Raw genomic sequence first — 18284 nt, 5'->3', positions numbered from 1 at the left:
GGGGCAATCATGAACGAGTATATTGCCGTCGATTGGGGCTCCACCCAGCTGCGGGCATGGCGGATGCGTGATGGCGAATGCATCGACAAGCTGAAACTGCCCTGCGGCGTCACGCGTCTGAACGGGCAGCGCGCCGAAACGGTATTTCAGCAGCAGCTAGCGCCGTGGCGCGGCGACCCCGCGCTGCCGGTGGTGATGGCGGGCATGATCGGCAGCGATGCCGGTTGGCAACCGGTGCCTTATCTGGCCTGCCCGCTGGCGCTGGAGGCACTCAACGGTCAGTTATATGAGGTGGCGGAAAAAGTGTGGATCGTGCCGGGGCTGAAAGTGGCGCAGGCTGCAGATTACGACGTAATGCGCGGTGAAGAAACGCAGCTGCTGGGCGCCTGGCAACTGATGCCCGCGGAGTGTTACGTGATGCCCGGCACCCACTGCAAATGGGTGCAGGTGCAAAACGGCGTGGTGCGCCAGTTCGCCACGGCGATGACCGGCGAACTGCATCACCTGCTGCTTAACCATTCGCTGCTCGGCCAGCAACTGCCTGCGCAGTTCCCGGATGAAGCCTCTTTCGCCCTCGGTATAGAAAAAGGGTTAAATCAGCCGGCGTTATTGTCCGGGCTTTTTAGCGCCCGCGCCGCGCGGGTGTTAGGCGCGCTGGCGGCGACTTCGGTGAGCGATTATCTCTCCGGGCTGTTGATTGGCGCGGAGGTGGCGACATTCAGCGAACGCTATCGCGCCAGCCGCGTGGTGCTGGTTGGTGAGCACTCGCTCAACGCCCGTTATCAGCAGGCGATGGCGGCGCGTGGGTTAGCCGTTTCCTGTTGCTCCGGCGAGGCGGCGTTTCTTTCGGGTATAGCGAGGATGATTGATGGACAAGATTAAGCTGGTGGCGATTTTACGCGGCATTCAACCCGCTGAGGCGGCAGATCATATTGAGACGCTAATAAATGCAGGCTTTCGCTATATCGAAATCCCGCTCAATTCGCCGGACTGGCAGCAAAGTATTCCGGCGATGGTGCGTCAGTTTGGCGAGCGGGCGATGATTGGCGCGGGAACGGTGCTGAAGGTTGAACAGGTTGATTTTCTCGCTGAAGCTGGGGCGAAACTTATCGTGACGCCCAATACGGCCCCGGCGGTGATCCGCCGCGCGGTAGATAAGGGGATGCTGGTGTGCGCCGGCTGCGCGACGGCCTCCGAGGCGTTTAGCGCGCTGGATGCCGGGGCGCAATGGCTGAAAATCTTTCCGTCATCAGCATTCGGCGCGGACTATATTCGCGCGCTAAAAGCGGTGTTGCCGCCGGAGGTGCCGGTGCTGGCGGTCGGCGGCGTGACGCCGGAAAGTCTGGCGACCTGGATACAGGCGGGGTGCGCCGGTGCCGGTCTGGGCAGCGATCTTTATCGCGCCGGACAGGCCGTGGAACGTACCCGCGAGCAGGCGGAGAGGTTTATCTCCGCCAGTAAAAGTTAGTCCCCCAGCGGCTGCCGATCGACGCCGCCGCGGTGGCTGTCGAGCGCCAGCTTAATACGGCGTAATTTGCCTTTTGCCTGGGTTTTGTTGGCCATCGCCAGTTCGGTGGCCAGCACATCGACCATCGCCAGCATCGCGTAACGGGAAGTGCTGGGCTTAAAGATATAGTCGTTTTCCCGTACCAGCAGCGGTAGCACCAGATCCGCCTGTTCAGCCAGCGGCGTTCCGGCGGGGGTAATCGCAATAACCTTCGCGCCGTACTGGCTGGCAATCGCCGCGCTCTCGATGATTTCCCGGGTATAGCCGCCCAGAGACAGCACGATCACCACATCCTGCGGCGTCACCGCCGAGCTCATCATGCGTACCAGCAGACCATCGCTCTGGCTGACTACCGGCAGACCGAGGCGAAACAGGCGATACTGAATTTCCTGAGCGCAGATGGTCGAACCGCCGCCCATCCCCAGGGCGAGGATCTGCCGCGCATCGCTCAGCCAGCTCACCGCGCGCTTCAGCGCCTCGATATCCAGCGCCCGCCGGTTGGTCTCCAGTACGCTGATGATTGACTCATAGATCCCCTGGACGCCTTCGAGATCCGGAACATCGAGGATAAACCGCTGGCCGACCGCAAGAGATTGCGCAAGCTTCATCTTCAGCTCGCGGACGTCTTTACAGCCGAGCGCCCGGGCAAAACGGGTGACCGAAGCCTGGCTGGTTTGCGTCAGACGCGCTATCTCGGCGATGGGCAGCTCCGCCGCCGCCGCGACATCATCGAGAATAAACTGCGCAATGCGTTTTTCGGTCGCCGTGAGTTCCACAAAGCGATCGGTTATGCAGGAAATAATATCGATTGACCAGGACATACGGTAACAACGGGTAAGTTTTGAATGGTACTTTGTACCATATTGCGCCGCTGAAATCAGTGCTGAAGTCTACAACGCCAGGCGCATGGCGCAGCGCGACTCGGGCGGCAGGCCGTGCCGGGTCTCCTGTTCCCTTTTTGCCGCCAGCCCGGCGGGCAGGGTCAGCTCATCGAGCATGGCGAATCCCAGACGGGTATAAAACGGCGCATTCCACGGCACCTCGCGGAAGGTGGTGAGGGTTACCGCCGGGTAGCCCATCTGCCGTGCGCTCTCAATAACCCGCTCCAGCAGCATCCGGCCGATGCCCTGTTGCTGCCAGGCCTGGTGGACGGCGACTTCGACGATAAATAACGCATCGTCGAGCGGTTCGGTCAGAATAAAGCCAACGGGTTGCCCGGCGGCTACCGCCAGCAGGCTATGCTCCGTTTCCAGATAATCATGATGGCGCGCAACGCTAATCACCTCGCTGTCCGCCAGCCAGGCGAGAGAAGGGATCTGGCGAAATGCCTGGGCGGCAGAACGTTCAATGGCGGGCAGAAGGGCGATATCGCTCTCCTGAGTCAGGCGTAATACGGCACCGGCAGTTATAGTGTTAGTTTTCATCACCTCAGCATAGCAGCCTTCGGGAGAAAAGTATGGAGCTGACCGCCGTTCCCGCCACGCAGTTCAGCAGCGTGCAGTTAACGGATATTCTCAACGCCTGTTTTGAAGCCTACCTGGTGCCTGTTACCCAGTCGGTAGAGGGATTTGTTCAGCGTTTTAGCGCCGAGGGGATGAGCCTGGTCGATTCCCGCGTCTGGCTGGCCGGAGATGAACCGGCGGCGATCGCGATCGTCGCGCGCCGGGGGAGTGCCGCTCGCCTGGCGGCCTTTGCCCTGCGCCCGGCCTGGCGCGGCAAAGGCCTGGGCCGGAAACTGATGCAGGAGCTGCTGATGCTTTTGCAACAGCAGGGGATCGAGACGGTATTCCTGGAGGTGATCCGCGATAACCATGCGGCCGTCGCGCTGTATCAGTCGCTGGGCTTTACGCGACGCTATGGGCTCTGCGGCTACCTGAGTACAGAACTTCTGGCCCCGGTGCCGGGCGTATTACAGCTTTATCCCACCCTGTCCCTGCTTCGGCGCGCCATTGAGGAGAGTAACAGCCAGCTTCCCTGGCTGCTGGATCCGCTCACCTTCGCCACTCTGCCATGTCAGGTCGTGACGCTGGAACAGCGCGCCTTCGCGGTTCTAACGACGGCGGGCTCGCGCCCTGTACTGTCGTTTTTGTGGGTGGAGCCCGCCGCCCGCCGCCAGGGGCTGGCGCGTGAGCTGCTGATGGCGCTGGCGCAGCAGTTCCCGGGCATTGGTACTTCGGTGACGGTCCCGGAAACTTTTACGCCGCTGTTTGCCGCGGCCGGTTATACGCCGCTCTCGCTGCAGCAGTATGAAATGACGATGGATCTGGCCGACGCGAAGTCGGCTTAGCCAGGAGTGTGCGCTGGACCGCAAAAAAACAGCACGGGCCGTCGATAAGCCTCTCTTTTCCCGCATCATATCCCTTCGTAATGGCGAAGAGGGGGATGCGATGCGTAAAACGGAACTGTTGGCTTTTTTGCAAAATCAGACCGATTTTTTCGATCCGGATAACCTGAGCGAGGTCTTTACCGCCAGCTGGCTGGCCCGGCGTTTCGCGATGCAAAGAAATACCGCCAGCCATTATCTCAATCAGCTGGTCGCTCAGGACGTGCTGGTGAAAATCAACACCCGGCCGGTCTATTTTCTGCATAAAAAAGCCTTTTGCCAGCAGTTCTACCCGCTTTCCCGCAGTGAGTATGCCAGCATGGCGGAGTTACTCGCGGAGAGCGACCGCCAGCCGGAGCAGGCGGACCATTTTTCGTTGCTGACCGGGCATGACGGCAGCCTGCGTAAACCGATTGAGCAGATGAAAACCGCGCTGTTTTATCCTAACGGCGGGCTACCGCTGCTTATTACCGGCGACAGCGGGACCGGCAAAAGCTATATGGCTGAGCTGATGCATGAGTTCGCCATCGCCCAGGAGCTGCTGGCGCCCGATGCCCCCTTTGTGAGCTTTAACTGCGCGCAGTATGCGAGTAATCCGGAGCTGCTGGCCGCCAACCTGTTTGGCTACGTCAAAGGCGCGTTTACCGGTGCGCAGAGCGATAAAGCGGGGGCGTTTGAGGCGGCAAACGGCGGGATGCTGTTTCTCGATGAGGTCCATCGCCTGGATGCTCAGGGGCAGGAGAAGCTGTTCACCTGGCTGGATCGTAAGGAGATCTACCGGGTGGGGGAGACCGCGCAAGGCTTGCCGATTTCGCTGCGGTTGGTGTTTGCCACCACCGAAGATATTCACAGCACTTTTCTCACCACCTTCCTGCGCCGAATTCCGATCCTGGTTAGCTTGCCCGATCTTCAACACCGTAGCCGCGAGGAGAAGGAGGCGCTAACGCTACAGTTTTTCTGGCAGGAGGCGCGCACGCTTGCCGCCCGGCTGCAACTAACGCCGCGACTGTTGCAGGTCCTGACGCAGTATGTTTATCGGGGCAACGTCGGCGAGCTGAAGAATGTGGTGAAATACGCCGTGGCGTCAGCCTGGGCCAGGTCTCCGGGCCGCGAAATGCTGACCGTGAGGCTGCACGATCTGCCGGAGAATGTCATGGCCGCGACGCCAGCGCTCAGCGAAGCGATGGGCCAGCAGGAGCCGCTGCTGATCGAGCCGCAGACCAGCCTGGTCTGGCTGCTGCGTGCGCGCGACCCGGTACAGGGGCTGATCTATGACGTTCAGTGTCGGGTTCTGGCGCAGTATGAAGCGGTGCTGAATAAAAAAACGGTCTGGGAAGAGGCGCAAAGGAGCATGGGGGAAGAGATTGAAACCCTCTTCGATCGGCTGATCTTTGATAATCATGACTCCAGTAGCCCGCAGATGCTGCTGCTGATCGCTCATCAGGTTCGGGAGGAGTATTATCGCCTGGAAAAGCGCTTCAATATCCAGTTTAACGGCAACTGCCTCTACGCGCTGAGCCACTACCTGATCCACCGATCCCGACAGGCGCAGTCCACGATAAACAATGAAAAAGCCCGCCAGCTGGAGGACTTCCTGGTACAGAAGTTTCCGCTGCTGTATCGCTTTTGCGAAGCGATCCTCGGTGCGTTGACGCTGAAGCTGGATATTGAACCCCAGCGTATCGACCTGCTGCTGTTAGTGCTGTGGTTCCACAAGAATGGCGCCATCAGCCAGCAGCAGGTGACCCGGGCGATAATTCTCGCTCACGGTTACGCTACCGCCAGCAGCATCGCCAACGTGGCAAACCGCTTGCTGAAAAGCCAGCTCTTTGAGTCATTCGATATGCCGCTGGACGTGACGCCGGAGGCTATCGCTAACCAGGTGATGGCCTACATAGAGAGCCATGCTCTGGCATCAGGATTGATAATCCTGGTCGACATGGGATCGCTGAACGCCATTCACCGCCATTTTAATCGTCGCCTGAGTACGCCGATGGCGATCATCAACAATGTCTCCACCGGTATGGCGATGTACGTCGGGGAGCGCATTTTGCAGGGCGTTATGCTGGAAGATATCGTCCGCGAGATCGGCGATGACCTTGCGGTTGAGCACCAGCTCTATTACCCGCAAACCGATAAGCCGCGGGCGATTTTAACCACCTGCGCGACCGGTCTGGGCGCGGCGGCGAATCTGTCGGCGCTGTTAAAAGCCAGCATTCCTGAAGCGCTTGGCATTGATATTGTGGCCTGCGATGTGGAGACCCTTGCCGATCCCGCGCGACGGGAGCCGATGCTAAGCCGCTATGAGGTGCTGGCGATCGTCGGCACCCTGGATCCGCATCTTGCCGATCTACCATGGATCTCGCTGGATTCGCTGATCTCTGGCGAAGGGAGTCGTCCGCTGATGCGCATTTTTGGCGAACTGGCGACGGCGGAGCAGGTCAGCGAGATCAACAACCTGATCCTGAAAAACTTTTCGCTGCGCCGGGTGATCGAGTCGGTGACGATCCTCGATACGGCTAAGGTGATCAACCAGGTTGAGCAGTTTTTGCTGCGCTATGAGCATCTGGCCGGGCGCGATGTACCTAACGATCGTAAGGTCGCGCTGTATGTGCATATCAGCTGTCTGATAGAGCGATTAATTCGTCACGCTTCCCCAGCCCAATACACTGGAGGGCAGTGTCCGGATCGCGAGCTGGCTACGCTACGCGAGGCCTTTAGTGTCATAGAGAGCGGGTATAGTGTCAAAATTCCCGTTGTAGAGCTCTGCTACATTCACGATATCCTGACGCGGGAAACGGAATTTATTCAGGAAGATCAAGACTTTTAACACATCTCTTCTTTTTTATCCTTGCGTTAGCCGACGCGCCACTGTTTCTGGCACGTCGGTTGCAATTAAGAAAGCAGTGGAATGCGCTTTCGAGGTAAGGATGAAACGACACTATATTTTTGCCAGCCATGGCAGCTTTGCTAACGGTTTGTTGAACTCCGTGGAACTGATCCTTGGTAAACAACCCGATATACATACCTTGTGTGCCTACGTGGAAGAAGAGGTCGATCTGACGCAGCAGGTGGAAGCGCTAGTGGCGCGTTTCCCGGCGCAGGATGAGTTGATCGTGATTACGGATATTTTTGCCGGTAGCGTGAATAACGAGTTTGTTCGTTTTTTATCTCGCCCACATTTCCATTTATTATCCGGTTTAAATCTGCCGTTAATTATTGACTTGCTGATTTCCGCAGCGGAAGACGATACCGAAAAATTAATTACCGAGGCATTAACAAACGCCAAAGAGAGCATTCAGTACTGCAATCAAACGATTGCCAGCGCGATGACTATGGATAAAGACTTCTGAAATGAGGAAGCATGATGATTACATTATTAAGGGTAGACCATCGATTACTTCACGGCCAGGTGGCCTTTTCCTGGACCCAATATGTCGGCGCCGATTGTATTTTAATCGCCAACGATAGCGTCCCTGGCGATGAGTTGCGGAAAACCACCATTAAGCTTGCCAAACCGCCCTCGGTGAAGCTGGTGATTAAAAATATAAATGATTCTATTGAGGCAATAAAAAGCGGGGTTACCGATAAATATAATTTATTTATTGTTGTGGAGTCGGTTAATGACGCCTGGCGTATTGCCAGCGCCATCGACGAAATAAAAAGCATAAATCTTGGCGGAATAAAGGCTAAAGAGGGCAGTAAAAATATCTCTAAGGCGATTAATTTACTGCCGACAGAAATAGAACAGCTACAACAACTGGTGGGCAAGGGCGTCGAAGTGGAGATTCGCCAGGTCCCGAACGATCGCAAACAGCTTTTTGCGGAATGCGTGTAATTCCGGAGGACAGATTATGGTAGAGGCTCTCTTACTGGGTCTGGTGGCGTTTATCGCGCAATCGGAATATGCCTTAGGGACGTCGCTAATTTCACGGCCTATCGTCACCGGGCTGCTGACCGGGCTGGTGCTGGGGGATGTACAGACCGGCGTCATTATGGGCGCGACGCTGGAGCTGGCGTTTATCGGCTCTTTCTCCGTTGGCGCCTCGATCCCGCCCGACGTGGTGACCGGCGGTATTCTCGGCGTGGCGTTCGCCATTACCTCTGGCGCAGGCACAGAAACGGCGTTGCTGCTTGGCCTGCCTATCGCCACGCTGACTTTGATCCTGAAAAACATCTATCTGGGGATGTTCATTCCAATGCTTAGCCAAAAGGCGGACGGGTATGCGGAACGGGCGGATCTCCGCGGCATTGAGCGGATGCATTTGATTGCCGGATTCGGCCTGTCGCTGATGCTTGCCGCGGTGGTCACCGTCTCATTCCTGGTGGGCAGCAACGCGGTGAAATCCCTGCTCGATACGATCCCGGAATTTATCAAACATGGGCTCAGCGTCGCCACCGGCATCATCCCGGCCCTCGGCTTCGCGATGCTCGCCAGGCTGCTGATTAACAAGAAAGTGGCGCCGTATTTTTTCCTCGGTTTTGTGCTGATGGCCTATTTGAAAATCCCGGTGACCGGTATCGCCATTCTCGGCGCTATCGTGGCGGTGGTCATGGTTAACGTCACCGCGTTGAATTCACCTCGTATCACGACAGAACAAGGAGTCAGCGATGACGACGAAGATGATTTCTGAAGAGACCCTGCAGCCGCAGGCGCAGGAAGAAACCCGGATTACGCCGCGCGATTTACGCCGGGTGTTCTGGCGCTCTTTCCAGATGGAGTTCTCGTGGAACTATGAGCGGCAGATGAATCTCGCCTTTGTTTACGCGTTGATCCCGGTGCTGAAGAAGCTCTATCCGCGCAGAGAGGAGCTGGCCGCAGCGCTGAAGCGGCATCTGGTTTTTTTCAATACCACGCCGCATATCGTCACCCTGCTGCTGGGGATCACCACGGCGATGGAAGAGAAAAACAGTCAGCAGAAAAACATGGATGCCACTGCGATTGATAACGTCAAAGCCTCACTGATGGGACCGTTAGCCGGGCTGGGTGACTCTTTCTTCTGGGGGACGCTGCGCCTCATCGCCACCGGGATCGGCACCAGCCTGGCGCTGAAGGGCAACATCCTCGGGCCGATCCTGTTTCTGCTGGTGTTTAACGTGCCGCACATTCTGGTGCGCTGGTGTTTTACCCGCTGGGGCTACGTACTGGGCACCGGGGTCCTGCAGCGGATCCAGAAGAGCGGAATGATGGAGAGCCTGACCTACGGGGCGTCGATTATCGGTCTGATGGTAGTCGGGGCGATGACCGCTTCAATGATCGATATCACCATTCCTCTCTCCTTCGGCGCCGGGGAGGCCAAAACCCAGGTACAGGACATTATCAACGACATTCTGCCCTGCATGCTGCCGTTGGTGAGTTTTGGCATCGTCTACTGGCTACTGGGACGGAAAGTTAAACCGCTCTCAATTATTGGCGGCATGGCGCTGGTGGGCATTCTGGGTTCGTGGATCGGATTGTTTTAACGGGAGTGAGCTATGCGACCAACAATGATGACATATATCAGTGAAGAGCCGGCCTGCCTGGCGCAGATCCTGCGCGACTACCGGCAAAAGCTGGCGCCGATTGAAACCTTCGTCCGCCAGCACCCGGTACGGCGGATATTATTGCTCGCGACCGGATCGTCGCTGAATGCCGCGCTGTGCGCGCGCTATTTCTTTGAGCAACGCTTCGGTGTGCTGCTTGACATTAAAGAGCCGTACAACTTCACCCATTACGACGCGATCGACCCGCATGCCGATCTGGTGGTGGCGATTTCACAGAGCGGAAAAAGCGCGTCGACGCTGGAGGCGATGCGTAAGGTACAGGCTTCCGGCAAGTCGGTTTTCGCCCTGACCTCAGATCCGCAAAGCCCGATAGGAGGCGCCAGCGATGGCGTTCTGGATATTAATACCGGGATCGAGAGCGTAGGGTTTGTGACCCGCGGCTTTAGCGCGACGGTGCTCAACCTGTTGCTGATAGCGCTGATCATTGCTCGTAAGCAGGAGAAAGCCAGCGAGGTCGAGGAGCAGCACTATCTCGCTGAATTGCAGCGGCTGGTAGCGGCGATCCCGGAGGTTATCGTCCGCACCTCGCGCTTTATTGACCGCCATAGCGAAACGCTGCGCAGCGGCGAGCGCTTTGTCGCCACCGGCTACGGCGCGCTGGTTGGCGTGGCGAAGGAGTTCGAAACCAAATTTACCGAGACGGTGCGCGTGCCTTCCAGCGGCTTTGAGCTGGAAGCCTATATGCATGGCCCCTATCTGGAAGCCAATGCCCGCCATGTGATGCTGTTTATTGAAGATAAGCCGGACGCGCGAACCCGGGCGCTGCGCGACTATCTGGCGCCGTCCATTGGCCGGGCCTTTACCCTGACGCTGGGTGACGAAGAGGATGCTCAAACGCTGGCGCTAAACTGTCCGTGCGAGCATCACCTGGCGCCTCTGCTGCTGATTGTCCCAGTGCAGATGCTCGCCTGGCATACCGCAGGACTGAAAGGCATCGATCTGGCTAAACGTATTTTCGACGATTTTGACCGCGTCTTAAAAAGTAAAATCTGAATATTCAGGAGAAAACTATGTTGGGTTTTAATCAGGACGAGTACCTGACCAGTGCTCGCGAGATCATCGCTGCGCGTAAACAGGCTGAAACCGTAGCCGACGATATTTATGACAGCGGCTGTAGCGCATTATTTTTTGCTTCGGTAGGTGGTTCCCTGGCGCCGATGATGGCAATTAATGAATTTGCCAAAGAATTAACCAGCGTGCCGGTATATCTTGAACAGGCCGCGGAGTTAATCCATCGCGGACATAAAAAATTAAATAAAGATGCGGTTGTCGTTACGTTATCTAAATCCGGCGATACCAAAGAGTCGGTCGCCATTGCCGAATGGTGCAAGGCACAGGGGATCCGCGTGGTGGCCATTACTCGTCACGCCGACTCGCCATTGGCTGCCGCCGCCAGCTGGCATATTCCGATGTGCCACAAAAATGGCGTGGAATATGAATATATGCTGCTGTACTGGTTATTCTTCCGCGTCATTTTTCGTCACGGCGAGTTTGCTGATTATGCGCGATTTGCCAGCCAGCTCGAGTTACTGCCGGAAAATCTCCTGCAGGCGAAACGCCAGTTCGATCCCCGAGCGGATAGCATTGCCGCGCAATACCATGACTGCGACTATATGATGTGGATTGGCGGCGCGGAAATGTGGGGCGAGGTCTATCTGTTCTCAATGTGTATTCTCGAAGAGATGCAGTGGAAGCGGACGAAGTCGGTGAGCTCCGCTGAATTTTTCCACGGCACCCTGGAGCTGCTGGAAAAAGAGGTTCCGCTGTTTCTGGTGAAAGGCGAGGGGAGATGCCGGGCGCTGGACGAACGCGTCGAGCGTTTTGCCGAAAAAATAACTGACCATCTGGTGGTTATCGACCCGCGCGACTATCCGCTGAACGGCATTGATGACGCGTTCCGCTGGATTATGGCGCCGTGCGTGGTGTCCACCCTGCTGGTGGACCGGCTGGCGGCCCACTTTGAACACCATACCGGCCACGACCTCAATATCCGCCGTTACTACCGGCAGTTTGATTACTAAGCCGTGTTGATGGCGGCCAGCCGGGCTGGCCGCCATGCTATTCTCCGAGGCGCTTCCCAGAAAATTGTCGTCAAACCCAACCGGGTAAAAACCGGTGATAGAGTCCGGCTTACCTTCTCTTTCAGGCAAGCGGATGGCCATGAAAAAACGGATGACCTCGACGCCGCACGATGCGGTCTTTAAGCGATTTCTTCGTCACCCGGAGACAGCGACTGATTTCCTCACCCTCTACCTTCCCGAAGCGATCCGTCAGCGGTGCGATTTCTCTACCCTGAGGCTGCAATCGGCGAGCTTTATCGATGAGGATCTGCGCGCCTGGTATTCAGATGTCCTCTGGTCGGTGCAGACCACCTGCGGCACGGGGTATGTTTACGTGGTGATAGAGCACCAGAGCTCACCGGATAGCCATATGGCCTTTCGCCTGATGCGCTATGCGATTGCCGCAATGCAGCGCCACCTGGATGCCGGGCACAAAACGCTGCCGCTGGTGGTGCCGATGCTTTTTTATCACGGTGCAACCAGTCCGTATCCTTTTTCCCTCAACTGGCTGGATGAATTTGCCGACCCGCAGCTGGCGAAGACGCTGTATGGCTGTCCGTTTCCATTGATCGACGTGACGGTGATGCCGGACGATGACATCGTGCAACATCGGCGAGTCGCCTTGCTGGAGCTGATGCAAAAACATATTCGCCAGCGCGATCTCAGCGACATAACGGAGTCGTTGGCGGCCGTTGTGATGCTGGGATACACTAACCGTCGGCAGTTGAGAATGCTGTTTCACTATATGCTGCAGTACGGTAATACGGCCGAGCCGGGCGTGTTTCTCCGCCGGCTGGCCCGCCGTCTGCCACAGTATGAGGAGACATTGATGTCTATCGCGCAAAAGCTTAAGCAGGAAGGTCGGCAACAAGGCCGACTGGAAGGCCGGGAAGAAGGGCACCTGGAGGGCTTGCAGGAAGGCAGCCGACGCGAGGCGCTGCGCATTGCCGGCAGTATGTTACAGAATGGCCTCGACAAAGAGATAGTACAGAAGATCACCGGACTGTCGGCTGATGAACTACAGCCGCTGTGTGGTTAACGTCCTGCCACGACAACCGCTGCCCGGCACGAAAATCCGCCGGGCAGGATTGCGTTAGCCTTCGCTTTTCACCACTTTAATCTCCACCATGCCGATCCCCAACTGACGCGGGGAGTGGCCGAGGATATTGCCCTCGTTAGTGGTTTGCGGGTCCGGCGGGGTGATGATCAGCGTGTTGCTGCGCGTTGGGTTGTCAAAATGCAGCGTCGTGGTAGTCACGTCATTATCCAGAGTGAGCACTTGCTCACTTTCTCCAACTCGCACCGGAATCGGCTTATTAGCGTTTGGGCCATAAGCTTTGGCGGTGATCACCAGATCAAATTTCTCCGGTAGCGGCTCTTTATATTCAATCTTCACGTCGCTGCCCAACTGAGCATTGGACCACCGCCCCCACGACTCGGGACGCGAAATACCGCTGAACTGTTTAACCTCTTCCGGGGCGCCAGCGACGTTAAACACGAAGCTGTCGGCCTTATAGCGAATATCGTTGTCGACAATTTTCAGCGTATCGACGTTGCCCTTATAGCGCTCCATATCGATAAGGGTGTCCCTGAAGGCGGTCTTGCCTTGCCACTGCGGCTTATCAACGTGCTGGACCTTCTGCTCACCCCCCAGCTGTCCCTGCGAGACGCACCAGTCGGTGGAGAGCGCCAGCTCAGGCGACCACAGCTGGCCCATTTTATAGCAGCGATCGACCCACACGAAATTATCCCGTGGCGCGAAATCGGCCAGCTGGAAGCGCAGCGGCGCAGAGTATTCACTCTCTGGCAGCGGTTCTACGCGCTGGTCAGATACCCGCAGCAGCAGCGGCAGGCGGAAATGGCTGCCGGAGAAAGCGATCATATTTTTCTGCGAGTCGATGGTGAAATTCTTCATTTCTTTGGGGAAATTCCACAGGCGGATCACGTCAGGCTTCCATGCCAGGACTTTCTCTTTCATATTCATGAAAATACCGGAGAGCGACTGGCCGGAGAGGCTGCTACGCCCGAGGCCGATATAGTTATCGCCGCCGAGAATATCCAGCACCGTCGCGCCGTTATCCATGGTGTTGCGTTTCACCGCCAGGGTCTCCTGCTGCGGTTTATCGCCGCGCAGGACGAAGAACAGATTGCTGCGATCGTGCTTGTTGAGATAATCCCAGGCGCTGTTCTTCATGGCCAGGTGATCGGAAGAGACCACGATGACCGTGTTTTTGAAATAGGGTGAGGCTTTAATCTTCTCTATCAGCGCGGCGATATGTTCCTGACTGCAGCTAACGGCGCTGAAAGAGAGGTTTTTCTTGCCGTCCACATCATAGCGTTTACGCTCGCAGGTGCGTGAGATAAAACCGTCGGGATGGTGGGTATCCACCGTCAGGGCGAAGAGCGAGAAGCGTTTCCCGGACTGCGACAGTTCTTCGAATTTTTTCCAGGTCTCGTTGAGCACAGTGTCGTCATAGAAGCCCCAGTCGTTGCGGTAGGTAGGATCCGCCACCGTAGTTTTTAGCTCTTCCGCCCCGTACAGATGATCGAAGCCGTGGGATTTAAGAAACACGTCTTTGCCGGCAAAGCGCAGGTTAGCCCCCTGCACAAAGTAATTCTCGTAACCGGAGTTCTTCAGAATATCGCCAAGGCAAATATTCTGTGGAAAGAAGCTGGAGACTGAGGCTGAGGCATTACCTTCGAACGGCGCGAACAGCGGAATGCCGCACTGTGAGGCGACCATGCCGGCGATAGTGTAATCGGTCCCCGGCAGCTGCATGGTATTGCTGAAATCAATGGCCTCAGCTTTAATTCTGCCAAGCTCAGGGGTGAGGTTGGGGAAGGCGTCGTTATCAAAATAGGTGCGCTCGAGACTTTCGCCATAGATATAGACCAGGTTCAGCTGCGGATTGTCGATTTGCTTCGACGGCTCTTTATAGTACGCGGCAAAGTCTGGATCGCCCTCGCGTGACTGGGATTTCACCAGCTCGCTGATCTGATGGAAGGCCGGGCTGGCATCAACGGAGGCCAGCGCCAGCAGTAGCGCCGCCAGGCTGTAACCGACGTGATGAGGATGATGCCGACGGCGGCGCAGCACCCAGCCGAGGGCGCCAAAGACGGCGACCAGTGCGACGGCCACGCCGACCCCCGGCAGTATATATTTGCCGATCCCGGCGCCGGTCAGGCTGTTGGTCAGAGTGTAGAGTACCGCGTCGTTGATGCCGTCGCCGGTGAAGTAGTCACTGGCGTAGAGGGTGATATTCAGCACCACGAACAGGCCTAACACCGTGAGCGTGGCGGCAAACCACCAGGTGTTACGACCCGCTTTCCAGGCATACAGCACCACCGAAGCTAAAAATAAGGCGATGGATAACAACTCTGACACAGCTCATCCTCATTAATGCCAGTTATCGGCTGGCAGAACAGATTACTTTTCAAGCCCCACTGTAATTGCAGCGCCATCTTGCTGCAATTCTAGCGTCATGAAAGTGTGCAGTTATTCAGAATTGGTTTAGAAGTTGCCTTTTTTGATCGGCATCGCATCGGGCGAAATGGGAAAACGGAACAGGAAAACTGCAAAAAAAAGCGTTTCAGGCCGCGGCGCCGCCGCGAAGGCAACAAATGCGGCCTTGTCAGTCAGGATCAGGAGAGGAAATTAACACCCTGTTTTAAGACCAGATCGCAGGCTTTGGTTTTTACCTGTTTCGCCAGCGAGCTATTGCCGAGCGTATTCAGGTCCAACTGCTGGCCGTTTTTGCTGTTGAGCAGCCCCTGCAGGCCATCCAGATAGCTGGTGTCCTGTTTTTGTTTTTCCGGCGTGCTAAGCCCCAGTTTATCCAGCACCTGATTTTTGACGTTATCGGCGCTGGTCACGGAGGCCAGCTTCTGTTTCGCGCAATATGACAGTATCCCGGCCGCATTATTCATGCTGCTGGCGGTCAGGGATTGGCTGCTGCCGTTGAGCAGGCTGGTTAGCGAGGAGACGGACATGCCGCCGCTGGCCTGGGCGTTACTGCCGCTGAGCTGGCTGGCAGCGCTGTTAAGGGAATCCTGCCAGGAGGCGGCGTGGGCGCCAGAGAGGGTAAACGCGCTAACGGCAAGCGCGGCAATAACGCTATTTTTAAACGATTTCATAGACGGACTCATAAGCGTGACTGAATAATCGCTTTAGTATAACGCCGTCGTCGCCCGGAAATCTCTTAATACTCCTTGCCTGTAACGCGGTGCCGGTAACTTTCCCAATTGAAGATAACCCACAGGCTGTTGCCGAGCCGCATACGGTCCATCACCCGCTCGCCGAGCAGTTTGTTCATCTCTTCCATATTGCTGTTGGTGAGCATCCCGGTAGGTCGTTTGGAGGATGAGCGCCGGTCAACTATCTGATTGATAATGACCTTTTCATAGCGAGACTCCGTCTGCATACCAATTTCATCGATCACCAGCAGGTCGACCATGCTGAGGTCGTTAAGCAACTGTTCTTCGCTCGTTTCCCGGTTGCCGAAGGTATCTTTCATCGCCGACATAATATCGGCCACGGTGATGATTAAGACCGACTTCCCGCGCAGCAGCAGCTCGTTGCAAATGGCTGCCGCCAGGTGGTTTTTGCCAGTGCCCGGTTTACCGGAGAAGATAAAGCTGGCGATATTGCCATCGAACTCTTCCACGTACTGGCGCGCCCGGGCGAGCGCATTCATCTGCCCCTCGCACTCGACGCGATAGTTATCAAAGGAGCAGTTCTGATGCAGCGGGCGGATCCCCGAGCGGTTGAAGGTGCGCTGCATTTTCATCGCGCGATTCTCTCGCTCCAGCGCTTCGGAACGCAGCCGGCCTTGCTCTTTTTGCCAGGCCAGCAGCTCTTCGCCGGTTTTAAACGCCGGTTCAATATGTGCCGGCATCATTTTCTGCAGGCGTTTCATCAGGTCGCCAACGTTTTTCATGCTCATCCTCGGAAACCTCGCGGAATATGGCTGTCGGGTTCGCTAACGCTGTTCACATCGCGCTTCGGCTGTCCGCCGTTGCTGGCGCGGCTGATTTGCACGCTACGCGCCAGCTTCTGCTGCCACTGCACGTGGTGAAAGACTTTACCTTCCGCCTGCCAGTAAGCGACGAAAGCGGCCAGCTCTTCGGGGGTAACCGGCTGGCTCAGGGCAATGCCCCACAGCGCGGCCAGGCGCTGAAAATCGGCGTCAGGCTGCCACCCGGCGTACATAGCAAATTTGCCCATCGGCACCGCAACCGGCGCCGCGGCGGGCTCCTCGAAAAACTGCGGGTCAAGCGCGATGTCGCTGCCGGGGCGCGCCAGCCTGGCTTCCAGCTCCAGCAGTTGCGCCAGCCGCGCTGGCGTCAGCGCATAGAATGCCGGCGCGTTATTGGCAAAAACGGCAACGGTGCCGTCAGTCGATTTTGCCAGCAGCGCCGCGTGCTGCTGGAGGAACTCTTCCAGGCCGCTAAAATGGGAGGTTAAAATTCGCGAAGACATAACTCTATCTCAACTCTGAACTGCAAAGAGTGGGGTGATCTGCACATAGTAGCACAGAGGCCATCGCGGAAGGAGCGTCGCGGATTAACCGCGACGTCGGGGTTAGACGCGAGGACGCTTACGATACAGCCACAGGCCGGGTATCGACAGGCCAATCGAAAGGGCGCCCACAATCGAAGAGGCCTTTAAAAAATTGCTCAGCAGCAAAATCATCATCTCTTCCGAATAACCAAAATGACTGATTTTTACCGCGGAAATCATCGCCGTGTAGGCTGAGATGCCAGGAAACATCGGGATCACGGCGGCGACGGTAAAAATCTTCGGATGCGCCAGATACCAGCGCGACCATTGAATGCCAATGCTGCCCACCAGCAGAGCGGCGAGAAAGGTGGCCCATTCAATGTTAAAACCGGCGCTCATCATGATCATACGCGAGCCATGGCCAATCGCCCCCAGCAGCGCGCACCAGCGCAGAGCGCGCTGAGGGACATTAAAGACCATCGCAAACCCGACGGCGGGGATCGCCGCCAGCAGCATGTCTTCCGCCAGCGCAAAAATAAATGAGATTATGCCCATCCGCGCAACCCCCATACGGTCATGGCCATCACCACGCCAATGCAGGTGGCGAGGGTTAGCAGGCTGGCGATCGCCCAGCGGGCGAGTCCGGTATTGATATGCCCTTTAAACATATCGGCGACGGCATTGATTAATGGAAAACCCGGGACCAGCAGCAGAACGCTGGCGGCCATGGCAATGGTCGGCGTGCTGGCAAACGCCGGGAGGCGCAGCAGCAGCCCGGAGATGGTGGTGGCGACAAAGGCGGTGATGCAGAAGTTGATCTGCGGATGCATGGAGCGATGGGTCAGCACCTGGCGAATGTACATGGCTACCGTGCTGGCGCAGAAGCTGACCAGCGCTCCATCCCAACCGCCGTTATTCAGTTTGCAGAAACAGGCGCAGGAAAGACCCACCATCAGCACCAGCAGCCAGCGCGGATAGCGCAGGGGAACGATCTGCGCAAAACGCTTCTCGACGTCGCGATAGTCCAGCAGCTTATGCTCGGCGAGGATCACAATGTGCTGCACTTCCGTCACCACATGCATATTAATGCCGCGATCGACATTTTTGCGCGTAGAGGTAAGACATTCGCCATTTTTAATGGTGGTCAGGACGATGGCATTCGAAGAGATGGCGCTTTCAACGCTGTCCATCCCCAACGCCAGCCCGAGACGTGTTGACAGTTCCTCCACCAGCGCACTCTCGGCGCCGTGCTGTAACAGAAAAAGACCACACTGGATGCATAAACGTGTGATTGCCCGCTGCTGTGTCCGATCAACCTGCATACTTCCTCTATTGTCCACGACGCCTGGT

At 56.8% G+C, this 18284-nt stretch carries 19 protein-coding genes; 11 read left to right on the top strand and 8 right to left on the bottom strand.

The window, feature by feature from the left end:
* The first annotated feature begins 9 nt into the window (after positions 1-9).
* The gene (locus OHJ17_RS21945; RefSeq protein WP_004182854.1) at positions 10-882 is read left to right on the top strand and encodes a 2-dehydro-3-deoxygalactonokinase; all 873 of its coding nucleotides are present in this window, start codon (positions 10-12) and stop codon (positions 880-882) included.
* Positions 869-1468, top strand: a complete 600-nt coding sequence (locus OHJ17_RS21940; protein ID WP_004178521.1) for a 2-dehydro-3-deoxy-6-phosphogalactonate aldolase — start codon at positions 869-871, stop codon at positions 1466-1468. The genes OHJ17_RS21945 and OHJ17_RS21940 overlap by 14 nt, the downstream gene beginning before the upstream one ends.
* On the opposite strand, the gene OHJ17_RS21935 is transcribed toward OHJ17_RS21940, so the two are convergent.
* Positions 1465-2328, bottom strand: a complete 864-nt coding sequence (locus OHJ17_RS21935; protein ID WP_004177525.1) for a MurR/RpiR family transcriptional regulator — start codon at positions 2326-2328, stop codon at positions 1465-1467. The genes OHJ17_RS21940 and OHJ17_RS21935 overlap by 4 nt on opposite strands.
* Before the next feature lie 69 nt (positions 2329-2397).
* Positions 2398-2931 carry a GNAT family N-acetyltransferase gene (locus OHJ17_RS21930; protein WP_002887560.1) on the bottom strand — a complete coding sequence of 178 codons (534 nt, stop codon included), beginning with the start codon at positions 2929-2931 and terminating at the stop codon, positions 2398-2400.
* Between the two features lie 32 nt (positions 2932-2963).
* Between OHJ17_RS21930 and OHJ17_RS21925 the strand changes: the two genes are divergently transcribed.
* The 9 genes from OHJ17_RS21925 to OHJ17_RS21885 all read left to right on the top strand — a co-directional run bounded on the left by OHJ17_RS21925 (position 2964) and on the right by OHJ17_RS21885 (position 12473).
* Positions 2964-3794 carry a GNAT family N-acetyltransferase gene (locus tag OHJ17_RS21925; RefSeq protein ID WP_004178524.1) on the top strand — a complete coding sequence of 277 codons (831 nt, stop codon included), beginning with the start codon at positions 2964-2966 and terminating at the stop codon, positions 3792-3794.
* Positions 3795-3894: 100 nt separating this feature from the next.
* Positions 3895-6660: a sigma 54-interacting transcriptional regulator gene (locus tag OHJ17_RS21920; protein ID WP_009485347.1), complete on the top strand. Its 2766-nt coding sequence runs from the start codon at positions 3895-3897 to the stop codon at positions 6658-6660.
* Between the two features lie 100 nt (positions 6661-6760).
* Positions 6761-7183: a PTS sugar transporter subunit IIA gene (locus OHJ17_RS21915; protein WP_004177518.1), complete on the top strand. Its 423-nt coding sequence runs from the start codon at positions 6761-6763 to the stop codon at positions 7181-7183.
* A 14-nt stretch (positions 7184-7197) separates the two neighbouring features.
* Positions 7198-7668, top strand: a complete 471-nt coding sequence (locus OHJ17_RS21910) for a PTS sugar transporter subunit IIB (RefSeq protein WP_002887607.1) — start codon at positions 7198-7200, stop codon at positions 7666-7668.
* A gap of 16 nt (positions 7669-7684) precedes the next feature.
* Entirely contained in the window at positions 7685-8464 is a 780-nt protein-coding gene (locus OHJ17_RS21905) for a PTS mannose/fructose/sorbose/N-acetylgalactosamine transporter subunit IIC (RefSeq protein ID WP_002887608.1), read from the top strand.
* Positions 8442-9293: a PTS system mannose/fructose/sorbose family transporter subunit IID gene (locus OHJ17_RS21900; RefSeq protein ID WP_004146068.1), complete on the top strand. Its 852-nt coding sequence runs from the start codon at positions 8442-8444 to the stop codon at positions 9291-9293. Before OHJ17_RS21905 ends, OHJ17_RS21900 begins: the two co-directional genes overlap by 23 nt.
* Positions 9294-9305: 12 nt before the next feature.
* Positions 9306-10367 (top strand): SIS domain-containing protein, encoded by a 1062-nt coding sequence (locus OHJ17_RS21895; RefSeq protein WP_032433819.1) that lies wholly within the window; start codon positions 9306-9308, stop codon positions 10365-10367.
* A 17-nt stretch (positions 10368-10384) separates the two neighbouring features.
* Positions 10385-11395, top strand: coding sequence for an SIS domain-containing protein (locus OHJ17_RS21890; RefSeq protein ID WP_004178531.1), 1011 nt, complete (start codon positions 10385-10387; stop codon positions 11393-11395).
* A 133-nt stretch (positions 11396-11528) separates the two neighbouring features.
* Positions 11529-12473 (top strand): Rpn family recombination-promoting nuclease/putative transposase, encoded by a 945-nt coding sequence (locus OHJ17_RS21885; RefSeq protein ID WP_072196887.1) that lies wholly within the window; start codon positions 11529-11531, stop codon positions 12471-12473.
* 54 nt (positions 12474-12527) lie between these two features.
* Here the strand turns inward: OHJ17_RS21885 and opgB are convergent, their stop codons facing one another.
* From opgB to OHJ17_RS21855, 6 genes are all read right to left on the bottom strand, one after another.
* Positions 12528-14819, bottom strand: a complete 2292-nt coding sequence (gene opgB, locus OHJ17_RS21880) for a phosphatidylglycerol--membrane-oligosaccharide glycerophosphotransferase (protein ID WP_032433820.1) — start codon at positions 14817-14819, stop codon at positions 12528-12530.
* A 257-nt stretch (positions 14820-15076) separates the two neighbouring features.
* The gene (locus OHJ17_RS21875) at positions 15077-15568 is read right to left on the bottom strand and encodes a YjjA family protein (RefSeq protein ID WP_002887620.1); all 492 of its coding nucleotides are present in this window, start codon (positions 15566-15568) and stop codon (positions 15077-15079) included.
* Between the two features lie 65 nt (positions 15569-15633).
* The gene (gene dnaC, locus OHJ17_RS21870) at positions 15634-16371 is read right to left on the bottom strand and encodes a DNA replication protein DnaC (RefSeq protein ID WP_002887623.1); all 738 of its coding nucleotides are present in this window, start codon (positions 16369-16371) and stop codon (positions 15634-15636) included.
* Between the two features lie 2 nt (positions 16372-16373).
* A complete protein-coding gene (gene dnaT / locus OHJ17_RS21865) occupies positions 16374-16913 on the bottom strand; it encodes a primosomal protein DnaT (RefSeq protein WP_002887624.1) in 540 nt (179 codons plus the stop codon).
* 102 nt (positions 16914-17015) lie between these two features.
* Entirely contained in the window at positions 17016-17489 is a 474-nt protein-coding gene (locus OHJ17_RS21860) for a threonine/serine exporter (RefSeq protein ID WP_002887631.1), read from the bottom strand.
* Positions 17480-18256: a threonine/serine exporter family protein gene (locus tag OHJ17_RS21855; protein WP_004146059.1), complete on the bottom strand. Its 777-nt coding sequence runs from the start codon at positions 18254-18256 to the stop codon at positions 17480-17482. The genes OHJ17_RS21860 and OHJ17_RS21855 overlap by 10 nt, the downstream gene beginning before the upstream one ends.
* Positions 18257-18284: the final 28 nt, after the last annotated feature.

Source organism: Klebsiella sp. KP20-425-1 (genome assembly GCF_025813515.1).
GTDB classification, from domain to species: Bacteria; Pseudomonadota; Gammaproteobacteria; order Enterobacterales; family Enterobacteriaceae; genus Klebsiella; species Klebsiella pneumoniae.
This window is presented reverse-complemented; position numbering and strand designations above follow the sequence as displayed.

What these genes read in the sequence shown, in the direction of transcription:
- OHJ17_RS21875 (WP_002887620.1), bottom strand. Translation starts at nt 15,568, where the DNA reads ATGAAATCGTTTAAAAATAGCGTTATTGCCGCGCTTGCCGTTAGCGCG.
- OHJ17_RS21940 (WP_004178521.1), top strand. Translation starts at nt 869, where the DNA reads ATGGACAAGATTAAGCTGGTGGCGATTTTACGCGGCATTCAACCCGCT.
- OHJ17_RS21855 (WP_004146059.1), bottom strand. Translation starts at nt 18,256, where the DNA reads ATGCAGGTTGATCGGACACAGCAGCGGGCAATCACACGTTTATGCATC.
- dnaC (WP_002887623.1), bottom strand. Translation starts at nt 16,371, where the DNA reads ATGAAAAACGTTGGCGACCTGATGAAACGCCTGCAGAAAATGATGCCG.
- OHJ17_RS21885 (WP_072196887.1), top strand. Translation starts at nt 11,529, where the DNA reads ATGGCCATGAAAAAACGGATGACCTCGACGCCGCACGATGCGGTCTTT.
- OHJ17_RS21895 (WP_032433819.1), top strand. Translation starts at nt 9,306, where the DNA reads ATGCGACCAACAATGATGACATATATCAGTGAAGAGCCGGCCTGCCTG.
- OHJ17_RS21930 (WP_002887560.1), bottom strand. Translation starts at nt 2,931, where the DNA reads ATGAAAACTAACACTATAACTGCCGGTGCCGTATTACGCCTGACTCAG.
- OHJ17_RS21945 (WP_004182854.1), top strand. Translation starts at nt 10, where the DNA reads ATGAACGAGTATATTGCCGTCGATTGGGGCTCCACCCAGCTGCGGGCA.
- OHJ17_RS21935 (WP_004177525.1), bottom strand. Translation starts at nt 2,328, where the DNA reads ATGTCCTGGTCAATCGATATTATTTCCTGCATAACCGATCGCTTTGTG.
- OHJ17_RS21900 (WP_004146068.1), top strand. Translation starts at nt 8,442, where the DNA reads ATGACGACGAAGATGATTTCTGAAGAGACCCTGCAGCCGCAGGCGCAG.
- OHJ17_RS21905 (WP_002887608.1), top strand. Translation starts at nt 7,685, where the DNA reads ATGGTAGAGGCTCTCTTACTGGGTCTGGTGGCGTTTATCGCGCAATCG.
- OHJ17_RS21860 (WP_002887631.1), bottom strand. Translation starts at nt 17,489, where the DNA reads ATGGGCATAATCTCATTTATTTTTGCGCTGGCGGAAGACATGCTGCTG.
- OHJ17_RS21910 (WP_002887607.1), top strand. Translation starts at nt 7,198, where the DNA reads ATGATTACATTATTAAGGGTAGACCATCGATTACTTCACGGCCAGGTG.
- OHJ17_RS21920 (WP_009485347.1), top strand. Translation starts at nt 3,895, where the DNA reads ATGCGTAAAACGGAACTGTTGGCTTTTTTGCAAAATCAGACCGATTTT.
- OHJ17_RS21925 (WP_004178524.1), top strand. Translation starts at nt 2,964, where the DNA reads ATGGAGCTGACCGCCGTTCCCGCCACGCAGTTCAGCAGCGTGCAGTTA.
- OHJ17_RS21890 (WP_004178531.1), top strand. Translation starts at nt 10,385, where the DNA reads ATGTTGGGTTTTAATCAGGACGAGTACCTGACCAGTGCTCGCGAGATC.
- dnaT (WP_002887624.1), bottom strand. Translation starts at nt 16,913, where the DNA reads ATGTCTTCGCGAATTTTAACCTCCCATTTTAGCGGCCTGGAAGAGTTC.
- OHJ17_RS21915 (WP_004177518.1), top strand. Translation starts at nt 6,761, where the DNA reads ATGAAACGACACTATATTTTTGCCAGCCATGGCAGCTTTGCTAACGGT.